Here is a 15,944-nt window from a genome sequence, read left to right on the forward strand (position 1 = left end):
CATGGCAACCATTCATAACTTCGCCCAGACCGGTAAGGCCTACACCTATGTTGACCACGCCTATGATGTGGTTGTGGTCGGTGCCGGCGGCGCCGGTCTTCGCGCTACGCTCGGCATGGCCGAGCAGGGCTTCAAGACGGCTTGCATCACGAAGGTCTTCCCGACCCGCAGCCATACCGTTGCGGCGCAGGGCGGCATTGCCGCCTCGCTGAACAACATGACGCCGGACTGCTGGCAGTGGCATCTCTATGACACCGTCAAGGGTTCCGACTGGCTCGGCGATGTGGACGCCATGCAGTATCTCGCCATGGAAGCGCCGAAGGCCGTCTATGAGCTCGAGCACTACGGCGTTCCCTTCTCGCGTAACGAAGAAGGTAAGATCTACCAGCGCCCGTTCGGCGGTCATATGCAGAACTACGGTGACGGCCCGCCGGTCCAGCGCACCTGCGCTGCCGCCGACCGTACCGGCCATGCCATCCTGCACACGCTCTACGGCCAGTCGCTGCGCAACAATGCCGAATTCTTCATCGAGTATTTCGCGCTCGACCTGATCATGTCGGACGATGGCAGCCGTTGCACCGGCGTTGTCGCCTGGAACCTGGATGACGGTACGATCCACCGCTTCTCGGCAAAGATGGTGGTTCTGGCGACCGGCGGTTATGGCCGCGCCTACTTCTCGGCAACCTCCGCGCATACCTGCACCGGCGACGGTGGCGGCATGATCGCGCGTGCCGGCCTGCCGCTGCAGGACATGGAATTCGTGCAGTTCCATCCGACCGGCATTTACGGCGCAGGCTGCCTGATCACCGAGGGTGCCCGCGGCGAAGGCGGCTATCTGGTCAACTCCGAGGGCGAGCGCTTCATGGAGCGCTACGCTCCATCCGCGAAGGACCTTGCCTCGCGCGACGTCGTCTCGCGCTGCATGACGATGGAAATCCGTGAAGGCCGCGGCGTCGGCAAGAACAAGGACCACATCTTCCTGCATCTCGACCATCTCGATCCGGCCGTTCTGCACGAGCGTCTGCCGGGCATCTCGGAATCGGCCAAGATCTTTGCCGGCGTCGATGTGACCCGCGAGCCGATCCCGGTTCTGCCGACCGTTCACTACAACATGGGCGGCATTCCGACCAACTACTGGGGCGAAGTGCTGAACGCCGATTCGAGCAATCCGGAACGGGTCATCCCGGGCCTGATGGCCGTCGGCGAAGCCGGTTGCGCCTCCGTTCACGGTGCAAACCGCCTCGGTTCGAACTCGCTGATCGACCTTGTTGTCTTCGGTCGCGCGGCTGCGATCCGTGCAGCCGAGGTCATCGACCGCAATTCGCCGATCCCGGCGCTCAACATTGCTGCCTGCGACAAGATCATGGATCGCTTCGACAACACGCGTCACGCGTCTGGCCAGACCCCGACGGCCGTGCTGCGTGACAAGATGCAGCGCGCCATGCAGGAAGACGCGGCCGTGTTCCGGACCCAGGAATCGCTCGAAAGCGGCTGCAAGCGCCTCTCGGCGATCTGGAAGGAGCTGCCGGATATCAAGGTCACCGACCGTTCGATGATCTGGAACTCCGACCTGGTCGAGACGCTGGAACTGCACAACCTGATGGCCAATGCGATCACCACGGTCTATGGCGCGGAAGCCCGCAAGGAAAGCCGCGGTTCGCATGCGCGCGAGGACTATACGTCCGGTCCGTTCGCCGGTCGCGACGACGAAAACTGGCGCAAGCATACGCTGGCCTGGGTTTCGGAGGCTGGCGACGTCAAGCTCGACTACCGTCCGGTGCACACCGAACTCATCGCCGAAGGCATCGATCCCTACAAGATCGCGCCCAAGGCGCGCGTCTATTGATCTGAGAGGTATTCGACATGGTAGAACTGGCTCTCCCCAAGAACTCTCAAATCAACGAAGGCAAGGTCTGGCCGAAGCCGGCCGGCGCCAAGAATGTGCGCGAATATCGCGTCTATCGCTGGAACCCGGATGATGGCGCCAATCCGAGCATCGATACCTATTACATCGATGTCGACGATTGCGGCCCGATGGTTCTTGATGGCCTTCTTTACATCAAGAACAACATCGACCCGACCCTGACGCTGCGCCGTTCCTGTCGTGAAGGGATCTGCGGTTCCTGTGCGATGAATATCGATGGCACGAATACGCTCGCCTGCACCAAGGGCATGGATGAGGTGAACGGTACCGTAAAGGTCTATCCGTTGCCGCATATGCCGGTCGTGAAGGACCTTGTGCCTGATCTTAGCAACTTCTACGCCCAGCACCGTTCGATTGAGCCGTGGCTGAAGACGGTCTCGCCGACGCCGGCCAAGGAATGGCGCCAGAGCCATGAAGATCGCCAGAAGCTGGATGGTCTCTACGAGTGCATCCTGTGCGCCTGCTGCTCGACTTCCTGTCCGAGCTACTGGTGGAACGGCGACCGTTACCTCGGTCCGGCTGTTCTGCTGCAGGCCTATCGCTGGCTGATCGACTCCAGAGACGAAGCCACCGGCGAACGTCTGGACAACCTGGAAGATCCTTTCCGGCTCTATCGCTGCCACACGATCATGAACTGCGCCCAGGCCTGCCCCAAGGGATTGAACCCTGCAAAGGCAATCGCCGAGATCAAGAAGATGATGGTCGCGCGCCGCGTTTGATCGTTCCTGGCATGTGATCAAAAGGCCGTGTGGATGCCTTCCGCGCGGCCTTTCTTCGTTTTATGAGGCTGCGAAGCGGTTCGCCCGATGTGGGGAACTTGATTAACCACAGTGCGGTAACATATTTCTAACCGAGTTTTACGGCACATTGCGCAAAGCATCGCGAGAGCGGGAGTAGATAGATGAAATTGAACCACGCCGTTACCGGACTGGCAGTTCTGCTGGCTCTGGCCGGGTGCCAACGCACCAATTACAGCAACATGAACACTGCGAACAATGCATTGCCGCCACTTCAGGCCCAGCCAGTGCCGCAGGTTCAGTCGGGCCAGCTGCCTCCTCCAGGCGCCTCGCAGTTTCCGACAGCGCCGACCGACGGCACTGCCGTTGCCTCGGCGGCGCCGGCTGGCGGCGGTTTGGATGTCACGAAAGAATCGCTTGTCGGCAACTGGCGGGTGCAGGCCGCTGGTGCCAGCTGCGACATGTTCCTCACTCTCACCAATCTTGGCAGTGGTGCACGCGGCGGAACCCGGGGCTGCTCTGGTGACCTCAGCATGATGGGATCCTGGGAAGTCGCCGGCAAGCAGGTCGTCTTCAAGGATCGCAACGGCAACCAGATCGGCAGCGTCTACAAGACTGCCGACACCCGCTATGACGGCAGCACGCGCTCCGGACAGCCCCTCAGCCTGAGCCGTTGATCGACAACGGCAGACCGCGGCAGCGCTTTTGCGCTGTCTGCGGGCGGAGCCTTGCATGAAGCCCTTACCCGATTACGCGCTGAGTGTCGCAGAGCAGTTGCGCGGCATGACGAAGAGCGGAGACCTTCAGGCCGATGCGGCGCAGCTGAAGGTTGCCGAGCAACTGGACAGGATCCTCTCGGACCTCAAGGCGCGCAAGCCGGCCGCCAAGACCAGCGCGCTCGGATGGATCTTTGCGCAGAAGCGCAAGGCCGAGATCCCGATCCGCGGTCTCTACGTTCATGGCAGCGTCGGGCGTGGCAAGACCATGCTGATGGACATGTTCTTCGAGCTTGCTCCGGTCGAGAGCAAGCGACGCGCACATTTCCATGAATTCATGGCCGATGTGCATGCCCGCATTCATGCGCACCGGCAGAAGCTGAAGGCGGGTGAGACCAAACAGGCCGACCCCGTGCCGCCGGTGGCAGTCGCTTTGAGGGCCGAGGCGCAGCTTCTCTGCTTCGACGAGTTCACTGTCACGGATATTGCTGACGCGATGATCCTGTCGCGTCTGTTCACTGAGCTCTTTGCCCGCGGTTGCATTCTCGTGGCGACGTCGAATGTCGAACCCGACAACCTCTATCGGGATGGTCTCAATCGCGGCCTTTTTCTTCCATTCGTGGATTTGTTGAAGCGCCATGTCGACGTAACGACACTGGATTCGCCGACCGACTACCGCATGGAAAAGATCGACAGCCTGCCTGTCTTCCTGACCCCTCTCTGCACCGAAACCTCCAAGCAGATGGACGCCGCATGGCGGCATGTGACGGGTGGCGCGCCGTATGCCCCGCGCCACCTGGAGGTCAAGGGCCGTCAGATCGACGTGCCCTGTGCTGCCGGGCGCGCTGCACGGTTCAGTTTCCGCGACCTTTGCGAGCGACCGCTGGGGGCTCTGGACTATCTGGAGATTGCCCGCGAATTCGACATCGTCTTCGTGGAGGACATTCCCTTTCTCGGACCGGACAAACGGAACGAGACGAAGCGTTTCATTATTCTGATCGATGCGCTTTACGATGCCGGCATTCGTCTTTTCGCCTCGGCGGTACGCCCGGCCGATCAGTTGCTGACGGAAGCAAAAGGCACAGAGGGCTTTGAGTTTGACCGCACCGTATCGCGCCTTTTCGAGATGCGGAGTGCCGATTATCTTGAGCGTCATCAAGAGACACGGGCTGGTCTCGTCCCTGTCGAGCAATAAAAGTCTTACGTTTACGTAAGAATTTAAAGTTCTAACCGATTGAAATTCCTCACTGGAAAATAATCGATTGCGATTTTCTGCCATTGGCGGTATGCGAGACCTCCACAAGGGCCAGCTAACGCTCGTTTCAACCTTGTCGTTGATCCAAAAGGAAGTTCTTCGATGGCACGCAAAAAGATTGCTCTTATCGGTTCCGGAATGATTGGTGGTACGCTGGCGCATCTCGCCAGTCTGAAGGAACTGGGCGACATCGTCCTGTTCGACATTGCGGATGGTATCCCGCAGGGCAAGGGCCTCGATATCGCCCAGTCCGGCCCAGTTGAAGGTTTCAATGCCAAGCTCTCGGGCGCAAGCGACTATGCCGCCATCGAAGGCGCAGATGTCTGCATCGTTACCGCCGGCGTTGCCCGCAAGCCGGGCATGAGCCGCGACGATCTGCTGGGTATCAACCTCAAGGTCATGGAACAGGTTGGCGCCGGCATCAAGAAATATGCCCCGAACGCCTTCGTCATCTGCATCACCAACCCGCTCGACGCGATGGTCTGGGCGCTGCAGAAGTTCTCCGGCCTTCCGGCCAACAAGGTCGTCGGCATGGCTGGTGTTCTGGACTCCGCCCGCTTCCGTCACTTCCTCTCGGCAGAATTCAACGTCTCGGTCGAAGATGTCACCGCCTTCGTTCTCGGCGGCCATGGCGACACCATGGTGCCGCTCGCCCGTTACTCCACGATTGCCGGCATCCCGCTGACCGACCTCGTCAAGATGGGCTGGGTCACCAAGGAGCGCCTGGAAGAAATCATCCAGCGCACCCGCGATGGCGGTGCCGAGATCGTCGGCCTGCTCAAGACCGGTTCGGCCTACTATGCACCAGCTGCTTCCGCCATCGAAATGGCTGAGTCCTACCTCAAGGACAAGAAGCGCGTCCTGCCTTGCGCTGCATACCTGACCGGCCAGTATGGTGTGAAGGACATGTATGTCGGCGTTCCCGTTGTGATCGGTGAAGGCGGCGTCGAGCGCATCATCGAAATCGACCTCAACAAGGCCGAAGAAGAAGCCTTCCAGAAGTCCGTCGGCGCCGTTGCCGGCCTCTGCGAAGCCTGCATCAACATCGCGCCGGCTCTCAAGTAATTGCCATCTCGCCCAAGACAGGGACACGACAATGAACATTCATGAATATCAGGCCAAGGCTCTCCTGAAGAGCTTTGGCGCACCGGTCGCCGAAGGTGTGGCGATCTTTTCCGCGGAAGAAGCCGAAGCCGCCGCAAAGCAGCTGCCGGGCCCACTCTACGTGGTCAAGAGCCAGATCCATGCCGGCGGTCGCGGCAAGGGCAAGTTCAAGGAATTGTCGCCGGACGCCAAGGGCGGCGTTCGCCTCGCTTTCTCGATCGATGAAGCCAAGGCGCATGCCAAGGAAATGTTCGGCAACACGCTGGTGACCGCGCAGACCGGCGAAGCCGGCAAGCAGGTCAACCGCCTCTACATTGAAGACGGCGCCGACATCGCTCGCGAACTTTACTGCTCGCTGCTCGTCGACCGTTCGGTCGGTCAGGTTGCCTTCGTCGTTTCGACCGAAGGCGGCATGGACATCGAAGCCGTTGCGCATGACACGCCTGAGAAGATTCACACGATCGCGATCGACCCGGAAGCTGGCGTAACCGCCGCCGACGTTGCCAAGATCTCGGCTGCTCTCGAGCTTTCGGGCGCTGCTGCCGAAGACGCAAAGTCGCTCTTCCCGATCCTCTACAAGGCCTTCACCGAAAAGGACATGGCGCTCCTCGAGATCAACCCGCTGATCGTCATGAAGAATGACCATCTGCGCGTGCTCGACGCCAAGGTCTCTTTCGACGGCAACGCCATGTTCCGCCATGACGATGTCAAGGCGCTGCGCGACGAGACCGAAGAAGACGCCAAGGAAATCGAAGCCTCCAAGTGGGACCTCGCCTATGTCGCCCTCGACGGCAATATCGGCTGCATGGTCAATGGTGCTGGTCTCGCGATGGCGACGATGGACATCATCAAGCTGTACGGCAAGGAACCGGCAAACTTCTGCGACGTCGGCGGTGGCGCCGGCAAGGAGAAGGTCGCGGCTGCCTTCAAGATCATCACGGCTGACCCGAAGGTCGAGGGCATCCTCGTCAACATCTTCGGCGGCATCATGAAATGCGACGTCATCGCCGAAGGCGTTGTTGCCGCCGTGCAGGAAGTCGGCCTGAAGGTTCCGCTCGTCGTGCGCCTCGAAGGCACCAATGTCGAACTTGGCAAGAAGATCCTGAACGAATCCGGTCTCGCGATCACCGCAGCCGACGATCTGGACGACGCTGCCAAGAAGATCGTCGCGGCGATCAACGGCTAATCTGAGGAACCTATTCGATGTCCATTCTTGTAAACAAGAACACCAAGGTCCTCGTTCAGGGCCTGACCGGCAAGACCGGCACTTTCCACACCGAACAGGCGCTCGCTTACTACGGCACGCAGATGGTCGGCGGTATCCACCCCAAGAAGGGTGGTGAAAACTGGACCGGCTCCAAGGGTGAAACCCTGCCGATCTTCGCGACCGTTGCCGAAGCCAAGGAAAAGACCGGTGCAGACGCGTCCGTGATCTATGTTCCGCCGGCAGGTGCTGCCGATGCCATCATCGAGGCGATCGACGCCGAGATCCCGTTCATCACCTGCATCACCGAGGGCATCCCGGTCATGGATATGGTGCGGGTCAAGGCCAAGCTCGACAAGTCCAAGTCGCGACTGCTCGGCCCGAACTGCCCGGGTATCCTGACGCCGGAAGAATGCAAGATCGGCATCATGCCGGGCTCGATCTTCCGCAAGGGTTCGGTCGGTATCGTCTCGCGCTCGGGAACCCTGACCTATGAAGCGGTGTTCCAGACATCAAACGAAGGCCTCGGCCAGACGACGGCTGTCGGCATCGGCGGCGACCCGGTCAAGGGCACCGAGTTCATTGACGTGCTCGAGATGTTCCTGGCAGACCCTGAGACGACCTCGATCATCATGATCGGCGAAATCGGCGGTTCGGCTGAAGAAGATGCAGCGCAGTTCCTGATCGACGAAGCCAAGAAGGGCCGCAAGAAGCCGATGGCGGGCTTCATCGCCGGCCGTACCGCTCCGAAGGGTCGCACCATGGGCCATGCCGGTGCTGTCGTTTCCGGCGGCAAGGGCGACGCGGAATCCAAGATCGCTGCCATGGAAGCAGCCGGCATCAAGGTTTCGCCTTCGCCTGCACGCCTCGGCAAGACGCTGGTCGAAGTCCTCAAGGGCTGAGACGTCAATACAATAAGCCAGGCGAAGGGTTGATTGATCATTCCTTCGCCTGGAATTCGCATTCAACAACGGCGATTCGCACCATGTGTGATCGCAAGCGGCAGGCCGGGCATCCGGCCATCAATTCTAGTCGGGAGGCGAGCGGTCGTGCTCGCGTTACACAATGGGTAGGCAAGAAGCCAACGAGCAGTTTCTGATCACGTCTTTCCTCGACGGACAGAACGCAGCCTATATCGAGCAGCTTTACGCACGTTATCAGGAAGACCCGTCATCGGTTTCCGATGAATGGAAGGCTTTCTTCAAGGCGCTCGCCGACAACCCGACCGATGTCAAGAAGGCTGCCGACGGCGCTTCCTGGCAGCGCAAGAACTGGCCACTGGCCGAAAGCGGCGATCTGGTCTCCGCGCTTGATGGCAACTGGGGTAAGGTCGAGAAGGCTATCGAAAAGAAGGTTCAGGCCAAGGCGGAAGCCCAGGCTGTGGCCACCGGCAAGCCGGTATCGGAAGCCGAAGTCCTTCAGGCGACGCGCGACAGCGTGCGCGCCATCATGATGATCCGTGCCTACCGTATGCGCGGTCACCTGCATGCCAAGCTTGACCCTCTCGGTCTTGCCGCACCTGTCGAGGACTACAACGAACTGTCGCCGACGGCTTATGGCTTTACCGAGGCCGATTACGGCCGCAAGATCTTCATCGATAACGTCCTGGGCATGGAATACGCCACCATCCCCGAGATGCTCGACATCCTGCAGCGCACCTATTGCTCGACGCTCGGCGTCGAATTCATGCATATCTCCAATCCGGAAGAAAAGGCCTGGATCCAGGAGCGTATCGAAGGCCCTGGCAAGGGTGTCGAATTCACGCCGAACGGCAAGAAGGCCATTCTGCAGAAGCTGATCGAGGCCGAAGGCTTCGAGCAGTTCATCGACGTCAAGTACAAGGGCACCAAGCGCTTCGGCCTCGATGGCGGTGAATCGCTGATCCCGGCGCTTGAGCAGATCATCAAGCGCGGCGGCCAGGAAGGCATGGAAGAGATCGTTCTCGGCATGGCCCATCGCGGCCGCCTGAACGTGCTGACCAATGTCATGGCGAAGCCGCACCGTGCGGTGTTCCATGAGTTCAAGGGCGGCTCGTTCAAGCCTGACGAAGTCGAAGGCTCTGGTGACGTCAAGTATCACCTCGGCGCATCCTCCGACCGCGAATTCGATGGCAACAAGGTTCACCTGTCGCTGACGGCCAACCCGTCGCACTTGGAAATCGTCAACCCTGTTGTCATGGGCAAGGCCCGCGCCAAGCAGGATCAGCTCGCCAAGGTCTATGAAGGCGATGTCATCCCGCTGCAGGAGCGCGCCAAGGTGCTGCCGCTTCTGATCCACGGCGATGCGGCCTTTGCCGGTCAGGGCGTCGTAGCCGAAATCCTCGGCCTGTCTGGCCTGCGCGGTCACCGCGTCGCCGGCACGATGCATGTCATCATCAACAACCAGATCGGTTTCACCACCAATCCGGCCTTCTCGCGTTCGTCGCCCTATCCGTCCGACGTCGCCAAGATGATCGAGGCGCCGATCTTCCACGTGAACGGCGACGATCCGGAAGCGGTCACCTATGCCGCCAAGATCGCCACCGAATACCGGATGAAGTTCCACAAGCCTGTCGTCATCGACATGTTCTGCTATCGCCGCTTCGGTCACAACGAAGGCGACGAGCCAAGCTTCACCCAGCCGAAGATGTACAAGGAAATCCGTGCGCACAAGACGGTCGTTCAGCTTTACGGCGAACGTCTGATCGCGGAAGGCCTGATCTCCGAGGGCGAGCTTCAGAAGATGAAGGCCGACTGGCGCGCTCATCTCGAACAGGAGTTCGAGGCAGGCCAGAGCTACAAGCCGAACAAGGCCGATTGGCTCGATGGTCAGTGGTCCGGTCTGCGCACGGCCGACAATGCCGATGAGCAGCGTCGCGGCAAGACCGCCGTTCCGATCAAGGATCTGCGCGATATCGGTCGCAAGCTCTCCACGGTTCCCGAAGGTTTCAAGGCGCACCGCACCATCCAGCGCTTCATGGAAAACCGTGCGCAGATGATCGAGACCGGCGAGGGGATCGACTGGGCGATGGGCGAGGCGCTTGCCTTTGGTTCGCTTGCCGTCGAGGGTCACAAGATCCGCCTGTCCGGTCAGGATTGCGAGCGCGGCACGTTCTCGCAGCGTCACTCGGTGCTCTATGATCAGGAATCCGAAGACCGCTACATCCCGCTGGCAAACCTTTCGCCGACGCAGGCACGCTACGAGGTCATCAATTCTATGCTGTCGGAAGAGGCCGTTCTCGGCTTCGAATACGGCTATTCGCTGGCGCGTCCGAATGCGCTGACGCTCTGGGAAGCCCAGTTCGGCGACTTCGCCAACGGTGCGCAGGTCGTGTTCGACCAGTTCATCTCCTCTGGCGAACGCAAGTGGCTGCGCATGTCGGGCCTCGTCTGCCTACTGCCGCATGGTTATGAAGGTCAGGGTCCGGAACACTCGTCTGCCCGTCTTGAGCGCTGGCTGCAGATGTGCGCCGAAGACAACATGCAGGTCGCCAACGTCACCACGCCGGCGAACTACTTCCACATCCTGCGCCGCCAGATGAAGCGTGACTTCCGCAAGCCGCTGATCATGATGACGCCGAAGTCGCTGCTGCGCCACAAGCGCGCAACATCGAGCCTTGCCGAAATGGCCGGTGAATCCTCGTTCCACCGTTTGCTGTGGGACGACGCCGAAGTCATCAAGGACGGCCCGATCAAGCTGCAGAAGGATGCGAAAATCCGCCGCGTCGTGATGTGCACCGGCAAGGTCTATTACGACCTTCTGGAAGAGCGCGAAAAGCGCGGCATCGACGACATCTATCTGCTGCGTATCGAACAGCTGTATCCGTTCCCGGCCAAGGCGCTGATCAACGAACTCTCGCGTTTCCGCAACGCCGAGATGGTCTGGTGCCAGGAAGAGCCGAAGAACATGGGTGCATGGTCGTTCATCGATCCGTACCTGGAATGGGTACTTGCCCATATCGACGCCAAGTACCAGCGGGTCCGCTATACCGGCCGTCCGGCTGCCGCCTCTCCGGCGACGGGCCTGATGTCGAAGCACCTCGCACAGCTTGAAGCTTTCCTCGAGGACGCGCTGGGCGGTTGATCCGCCCGTCGCCACCCCGCAGACCGAAACGTTCTCTGACCAACGGAATTGAGATCATGGCCACTGAAATCCGCGTACCCACCCTCGGCGAATCCGTCAGCGAAGCCACCATCGGCACCTGGTTCAAGAAGGTCGGCGATGTCGTCAAGGCCGACGAACCGCTCGTCGAACTGGAAACCGACAAGGTCACGGTCGAAGTGCCGTCGCCGGTCTCTGGTGTCCTGACCGAAATCGTCGCCCAGAATGGCGAGACCGTTGGCCTCGGCGCGCTGCTCGGCCAGATCGCTGAAGGTGCTGCCGGTTCCGCCGGTGCATCGGCTCCGGCCGCCGCGCCCGCTGCTCCGGCTCCTGCCGCGCCTGCACCGGTTGCGGCACCTGCCAGCCCCTCCATGCCGGCTGCTCCGGCTGCTGCCAAGCTTGCAGCCGACAACAACATCGCGACTGCCGATGTCGACGGTTCCGGCAAGCGTGGTCAGGTGCTGAAGGGTGACGTACTCGCCGCCATCGCCAAGGGCGTGGCTGCTCCGGCACCTGCCGCCGCGCCAGCTGCCCCGCGCGCAGCTTCTTCGGCTGCCGATGCGCCGCGCGAAGAGCGCGTCAAGATGACCCGCCTGCGCCAGACGATCGCCAAGCGCCTGAAGGATGCCCAGAACACGGCTGCCATGCTCACCACCTATAACGAGGTGGACATGAAGGCGGTTATGGACCTGCGCAACCGTTACAAGGACATCTTCGAGAAGAAGCATGGCGTGAAGCTCGGCTTCATGGGCTTCTTCACCAAGGCCGTCACGCATGCTCTGAAGGAACTCCCGGCCGTCAACGCCGAGATCGACGGCACCGACATCATCTACAAGAACTATTGCCATGTCGGCGTTGCCGTCGGCACGGACAAGGGTCTCGTCGTTCCGGTCGTGCGCGATGCCGACCAGATGTCGATCGCCGAAATCGAGAAGGAAATCGGCCGTCTCGGCAAGGCTGCCCGTGACGGTCAGCTTTCCATGGCCGACATGCAGGGCGGCACCTTCACCATCTCCAACGGTGGCGTTTACGGCTCGCTGATGTCCTCGCCGATCCTGAATGCGCCGCAGTCGGGTATCCTCGGCATGCACAAGATCCAGGAGCGTCCGGTCGCGATCGGTGGCCAGGTCGTCATCCGTCCGATGATGTATCTTGCGCTGTCCTACGATCACCGCATCGTCGATGGCAAGGAAGCCGTCACCTTCCTGGTCCGCGTCAAGGAAAGCCTGGAAGATCCGGAACGTCTGGTTCTCGATCTCTAAGGAGACTTCACGATGGAGCCGGTATCCGCTTCCGCCTCTCCGCTCATCCTGCTCCTCGCCTGGAGCGTGGTCCTCTTGGTTGCGCATGTCCTTCTGCAGGGCGTGTTCGCGACCAAGGAATTGGGCACAGAGTGGAATGCCGGCCCGCGTGACGAAGGTAAACAACCGGCGGGTAAGCTCGCCGGTCGTGCGGCCCGAGCCTCGTCCAATTTTCGCGAGACTTATCCGGCTTTCGTCGCGCTTGCAGCGGGGCTGCTGGTGACCGGTGAGACTGACGGACTTGGTCTGGCCGGTGCCGTCGTCTGGTTTGTCGGCCGCATCGCCTACTATCCTCTTTATCTCGCCGGCATTCCCTACATCCGCTCGTTTGTCTGGCTTGGCTCCATGGCTGGGCTCGGCCTGATGTTCTTGACGCTGGCTTTCTGAGGCAAGGCATGGGCGGGATGCTCGGACGATCTGTATTTCTGGCGGGGTTCGTGCTTGCCACATCGGCCCTCGCTGCCGACTGCCAGATTGAGAAGGCGACGTACCGCGAGGCCGAGACCGGCGTCGAACTTGTCTTCGCTGCTTCAAGTGGCGAAAACACGCCGGTGACCCATGGTTTCGCCACGACAATCGGCGGTATGAAGCTTGATGGCCGCGTGTTGTACGATCCCGAGGTCGATAGACCCGTCGGCATGCTGATGAACAATTGCCCCGAAGGCGATGTGACGGGCGAAACGCTCAATGCCTGCACGGTCTGGAAGGGTATCGTCTACAGCATCGACGAGAAGTCGGGTCACGTCGATCTTTTGCCGCCGGAGGGTGCGGATGCGCCGGACGCGCTGCTTCTGCCGGGCTTCGGCCCTGCAATCATGTCATCTGCAGCGGGCAAGGCGCTGGACGCCGGTCCCTGGGATGTCTTCGAATTCAAACAATGCGCGTCCAAGACGTGACGCGCAGTCTGCAAAACAGGCAAAGGAACGGTTCAATGGCTTATGATGTAGTGATAATCGGTAGCGGCCCCGGCGGCTATGTCTGCGCGATCAAAGCGGCCCAGCTCGGCCTCAAGGTCGCAGTCGTCGAAAAGCGCCAGACCTATGGCGGCACCTGCCTCAACATCGGCTGCATCCCGTCCAAGGCCCTGCTGCATGCATCGGAAGTCTTCCACCATGCCTCGCATGGCATGGCCGATCTCGGCGTCGAAGTCGGCACGCCGACGCTTAACCTCGAAAAGATGATGGCGCACAAGGATGCGACCGTGAAGTCGAATGTCGAGGGCGTGTCCTTCCTGTTCAAGAAGAACAAGATCGACGGCATCCAGGGCACGGGCAAGATCCTCTCTGCCGGCAAGGTGGAAGTCACCAACGATGCCGGTGAAGTGCAGGTCCTCGAAACCAAGAACATCGTCATTGCGACGGGTTCCGATGTTACCGGCATTCCGGGCGTTGCTGTCGAGATCGACGAGAAGGTCATCGTCTCCTCGACGGGCGGCATTGCACTCGACAAGGTTCCGGGCAAGATGATTGTCGTCGGCGGCGGTGTCATCGGTCTGGAACTCGGCTCTGTCTGGTCGCGCCTCGGCTCCAAGGTGACCGTGGTCGAGTATCTCGACACGATCCTCGGCGGCATGGACGGTGAAGTCTCCAAGCAGTTCCAGCGGATCCTGGCCAAGCAGGGCATCGAGTTTAATCTCGGCGCGAAGGTCACGGGTGTCGAACGGGCTGGCGAAGGCGCCAAGGTCACGTTCGAGCCGGTCAAGGGCGGCGATGCCCAGACGATCGAAGCCGATGTTGTTCTCGTCGCCACGGGCCGCAAGCCCTTTACGGCAGGTCTCGGCCTCGAAGAGGCCGGCGTTGCGTTGGACAATCGCGGTCGCGTCGAGATCGATGGCCACTTCCGCACGAACGTCGCCGGCATCTATGCCATCGGTGACGTGGTCAAGGGGCCGATGTTGGCGCACAAGGCTGAGGACGAAGGCGTGGCGCTCGCCGAAATCCTCGTCGGCCAGCATGGTCATGTGAACTATGACGTCATCCCGGGCGTGGTCTACACCCAGCCGGAAGTCGCCTCCGTCGGCAAGACCGAGGAAGAACTGAAAGCCGCTGGTATTGCCTACAAGGTCGGCAAGTTCCCGTTCACCGCCAATGGCCGTGCACGCGCCATGCAGGCCATGGACGGTTTCGTCAAGGTTCTGGCCGACAAGGATACGGACCGTGTGCTCGGCGTGCATATCATTGGCTTCGGTGCTGGCGAAATGATCCACGAGGCGGCTGTTCTTATGGAATTCGGCGGCTCGTCGGAAGATCTCGGCCGCACCTGCCACGCCCATCCGACCATGTCGGAAGCGGTGAAGGAAGCTGCCTTGGCAACCTTCTTCAAGCCATTGCACATGTAATATGACCTGAGCCGACAAAGCTCAGTCGGTTAACCAGGCAAGAATTAAGGCCGGCGCTTGTGTCCAAGTGCCGGCCTTTTTGTGTGCTCATGGGTTGATCTGAAGCTTGGCTCTTGAGGCCAGGCGGATCGCCTCGCCTCAGCCGTCGACGCGCGTCACGGTGTAGCCCTGACCCCGGAGCAATTCGACCAGGCCCTTCTCACCAGGCAGATGCAGTGCTCCGACGGCGATGAAGGCATTTCCTTTTTCGAGGTGCTGCTTGCTCCCCTCTGCCATGACCAGATTGCGATCATTGACGATGCGGCTTTCAAAAGCGGCAAAGGCGCTCTCGTCGTCACCATCTGCCGATGGGGCGATCGTCTTCAGGAGTGGCATCGTCATGCCGATATCGCCTGCGAGGTAGAGCTCCGTCATGGTTTCCATCACGTCGTCCATCTTGTCGCCGAGCGTGATTGTCTCGATCAAGGCCTGAAAGTGGAAGTCGATTGGAAGCTCGGCCATCGCCTTCAGCTGTTCGACAAGGGTTTCCAAGCCAGCCACCGGCTTGCCGGCGGCAACGGCATCTTCAGCGATCTGCTTGTCGAGGAAGGACGCCCCAGCCCCCTTGCGCGCCAGTTCGCAATCCGGAAGCGCCACAAAACTGGCAAGGATCCAGGGCTTCATTTTGGCAACGGTGCCGAGTGCAAGCCCCCTCTGCTTGAGACCGGCCTCAAGCGTTGCCATTTGCGCTGCGTCGAGATGGTCCTTGATGCTGGATCCATCCGTAAACATTGTCAGGTCGGGATGCATCAGAAGCGCTGCACCTGCCTTCTTGTCATCGAGAATTTCATCGGATTCGATGACCACCACGTCAGCCGCCGCCGCAGCCTCTTTCGCACCCGCAGGCATGACGAGTACGCGGGGATCGGTCACATGCATGGTTCCGAGCAGCCAGGAAGGCTTTAGGCCTTCCTTTTCGACTTTCCAGAACAAACCTTTGCCATTGGGCACCGCGTCGGCCTCAGCGCGGATACGTGCAAACAGGTCGGGATCGTCCGTCTCCATTGCCGTCAGGAGGTTAACGCCCGTGCAGGCCACGGCCTCCTGGGCTCTGGCGGACGAAAGCGCCGTGAGGGTGGCGATGAGAAGCGCCAACACCATCATCGGCATGGACGCCACGACCCAGTGCAAGGCCTCGATCGCCGTTGGGCGGGACCGGCGGATGTGCTCTGAAAGGATGCGAAAGGCGGGCATGTCATCTCCTGTTGAGTGGCGAGACGATAGACCGCAGAAGCCTCACGATTGA

13 protein-coding genes are annotated in these 15,944 nt (G+C 60.6%); 12 read left to right on the plus strand and 1 reads right to left on the minus strand.

All coding sequences use genetic code 11. From position 1 onward, the window contains the following. The first annotated feature begins 1 nt into the window (after nt 1). The 12 genes from sdhA (at nt 2) to lpdA (ending at nt 14,659) form a co-directional block, all read left to right on the plus strand. Nucleotides 2-1,846 carry a succinate dehydrogenase flavoprotein subunit gene (gene sdhA, locus FAA97_RS14010; protein ID WP_136599163.1) on the plus strand — a complete coding sequence of 615 codons (1,845 nt, stop codon included), beginning with the start codon at nt 2-4 and terminating at the stop codon, nt 1,844-1,846. Nucleotides 1,847-1,863: 17 nt separating this feature from the next. Further along, nucleotides 1,864-2,643 carry a succinate dehydrogenase iron-sulfur subunit gene (locus tag FAA97_RS14015; RefSeq protein ID WP_136599164.1) on the plus strand — a complete coding sequence of 260 codons (780 nt, stop codon included), beginning with the start codon at nt 1,864-1,866 and terminating at the stop codon, nt 2,641-2,643. Between the two features lie 182 nt (nt 2,644-2,825). Beyond that, the gene (locus tag FAA97_RS14020) at nt 2,826-3,338 is read left to right on the plus strand and encodes a protease inhibitor Inh/omp19 family protein (protein WP_136599165.1); all 513 of its coding nucleotides are present in this window, start codon (nt 2,826-2,828) and stop codon (nt 3,336-3,338) included. 55 nt (nt 3,339-3,393) lie between these two features. After that, the gene (gene zapE / locus FAA97_RS14025) at nt 3,394-4,572 is read left to right on the plus strand and encodes a cell division protein ZapE (RefSeq protein ID WP_136599166.1); all 1,179 of its coding nucleotides are present in this window, start codon (nt 3,394-3,396) and stop codon (nt 4,570-4,572) included. A gap of 162 nt (nt 4,573-4,734) precedes the next feature. Then, the gene (gene mdh, locus FAA97_RS14030; RefSeq protein ID WP_136599167.1) at nt 4,735-5,697 is read left to right on the plus strand and encodes a malate dehydrogenase; all 963 of its coding nucleotides are present in this window, start codon (nt 4,735-4,737) and stop codon (nt 5,695-5,697) included. A gap of 31 nt (nt 5,698-5,728) precedes the next feature. Continuing rightward, nucleotides 5,729-6,922, plus strand: a complete 1,194-nt coding sequence (gene sucC / locus FAA97_RS14035) for an ADP-forming succinate--CoA ligase subunit beta (RefSeq protein WP_136599168.1) — start codon at nt 5,729-5,731, stop codon at nt 6,920-6,922. A gap of 17 nt (nt 6,923-6,939) precedes the next feature. Beyond that, complete coding sequence (gene sucD, locus FAA97_RS14040) at nt 6,940-7,842, plus strand: succinate--CoA ligase subunit alpha (RefSeq protein WP_113461512.1); 903 nt, start codon at nt 6,940-6,942, stop codon at nt 7,840-7,842. A 163-nt stretch (nt 7,843-8,005) separates the two neighbouring features. Continuing rightward, nucleotides 8,006-11,002 carry a 2-oxoglutarate dehydrogenase E1 component gene (locus FAA97_RS14045; protein ID WP_136599169.1) on the plus strand — a complete coding sequence of 999 codons (2,997 nt, stop codon included), beginning with the start codon at nt 8,006-8,008 and terminating at the stop codon, nt 11,000-11,002. A 56-nt stretch (nt 11,003-11,058) separates the two neighbouring features. Continuing rightward, nucleotides 11,059-12,282, plus strand: coding sequence for a 2-oxoglutarate dehydrogenase complex dihydrolipoyllysine-residue succinyltransferase (gene odhB / locus FAA97_RS14050; RefSeq protein ID WP_136599170.1), 1,224 nt, complete (start codon nt 11,059-11,061; stop codon nt 12,280-12,282). 12 nt (nt 12,283-12,294) lie between these two features. Further along, nucleotides 12,295-12,708, plus strand: coding sequence for an MAPEG family protein (locus tag FAA97_RS14055; RefSeq protein WP_136599171.1), 414 nt, complete (start codon nt 12,295-12,297; stop codon nt 12,706-12,708). Nucleotides 12,709-12,716: 8 nt separating this feature from the next. Next, nucleotides 12,717-13,217: a hypothetical protein gene (locus FAA97_RS14060; RefSeq protein ID WP_136599172.1), complete on the plus strand. Its 501-nt coding sequence runs from the start codon at nt 12,717-12,719 to the stop codon at nt 13,215-13,217. Nucleotides 13,218-13,252: 35 nt separating this feature from the next. Then, the gene (lpdA, locus tag FAA97_RS14065) at nt 13,253-14,659 is read left to right on the plus strand and encodes a dihydrolipoyl dehydrogenase (protein ID WP_136599173.1); all 1,407 of its coding nucleotides are present in this window, start codon (nt 13,253-13,255) and stop codon (nt 14,657-14,659) included. Between the two features lie 138 nt (nt 14,660-14,797). Here the strand turns inward: lpdA and FAA97_RS14070 are convergent, their stop codons facing one another. Then, a complete protein-coding gene (locus FAA97_RS14070) occupies nt 14,798-15,892 on the minus strand; it encodes a TraB/GumN family protein (protein WP_136599174.1) in 1,095 nt (364 codons plus the stop codon). Nucleotides 15,893-15,944: the final 52 nt, after the last annotated feature.

The organism is Peteryoungia ipomoeae, assembly GCF_004912165.1.
Taxonomy (GTDB): Bacteria; Pseudomonadota; Alphaproteobacteria; order Rhizobiales; family Rhizobiaceae; genus Allorhizobium; species Allorhizobium ipomoeae.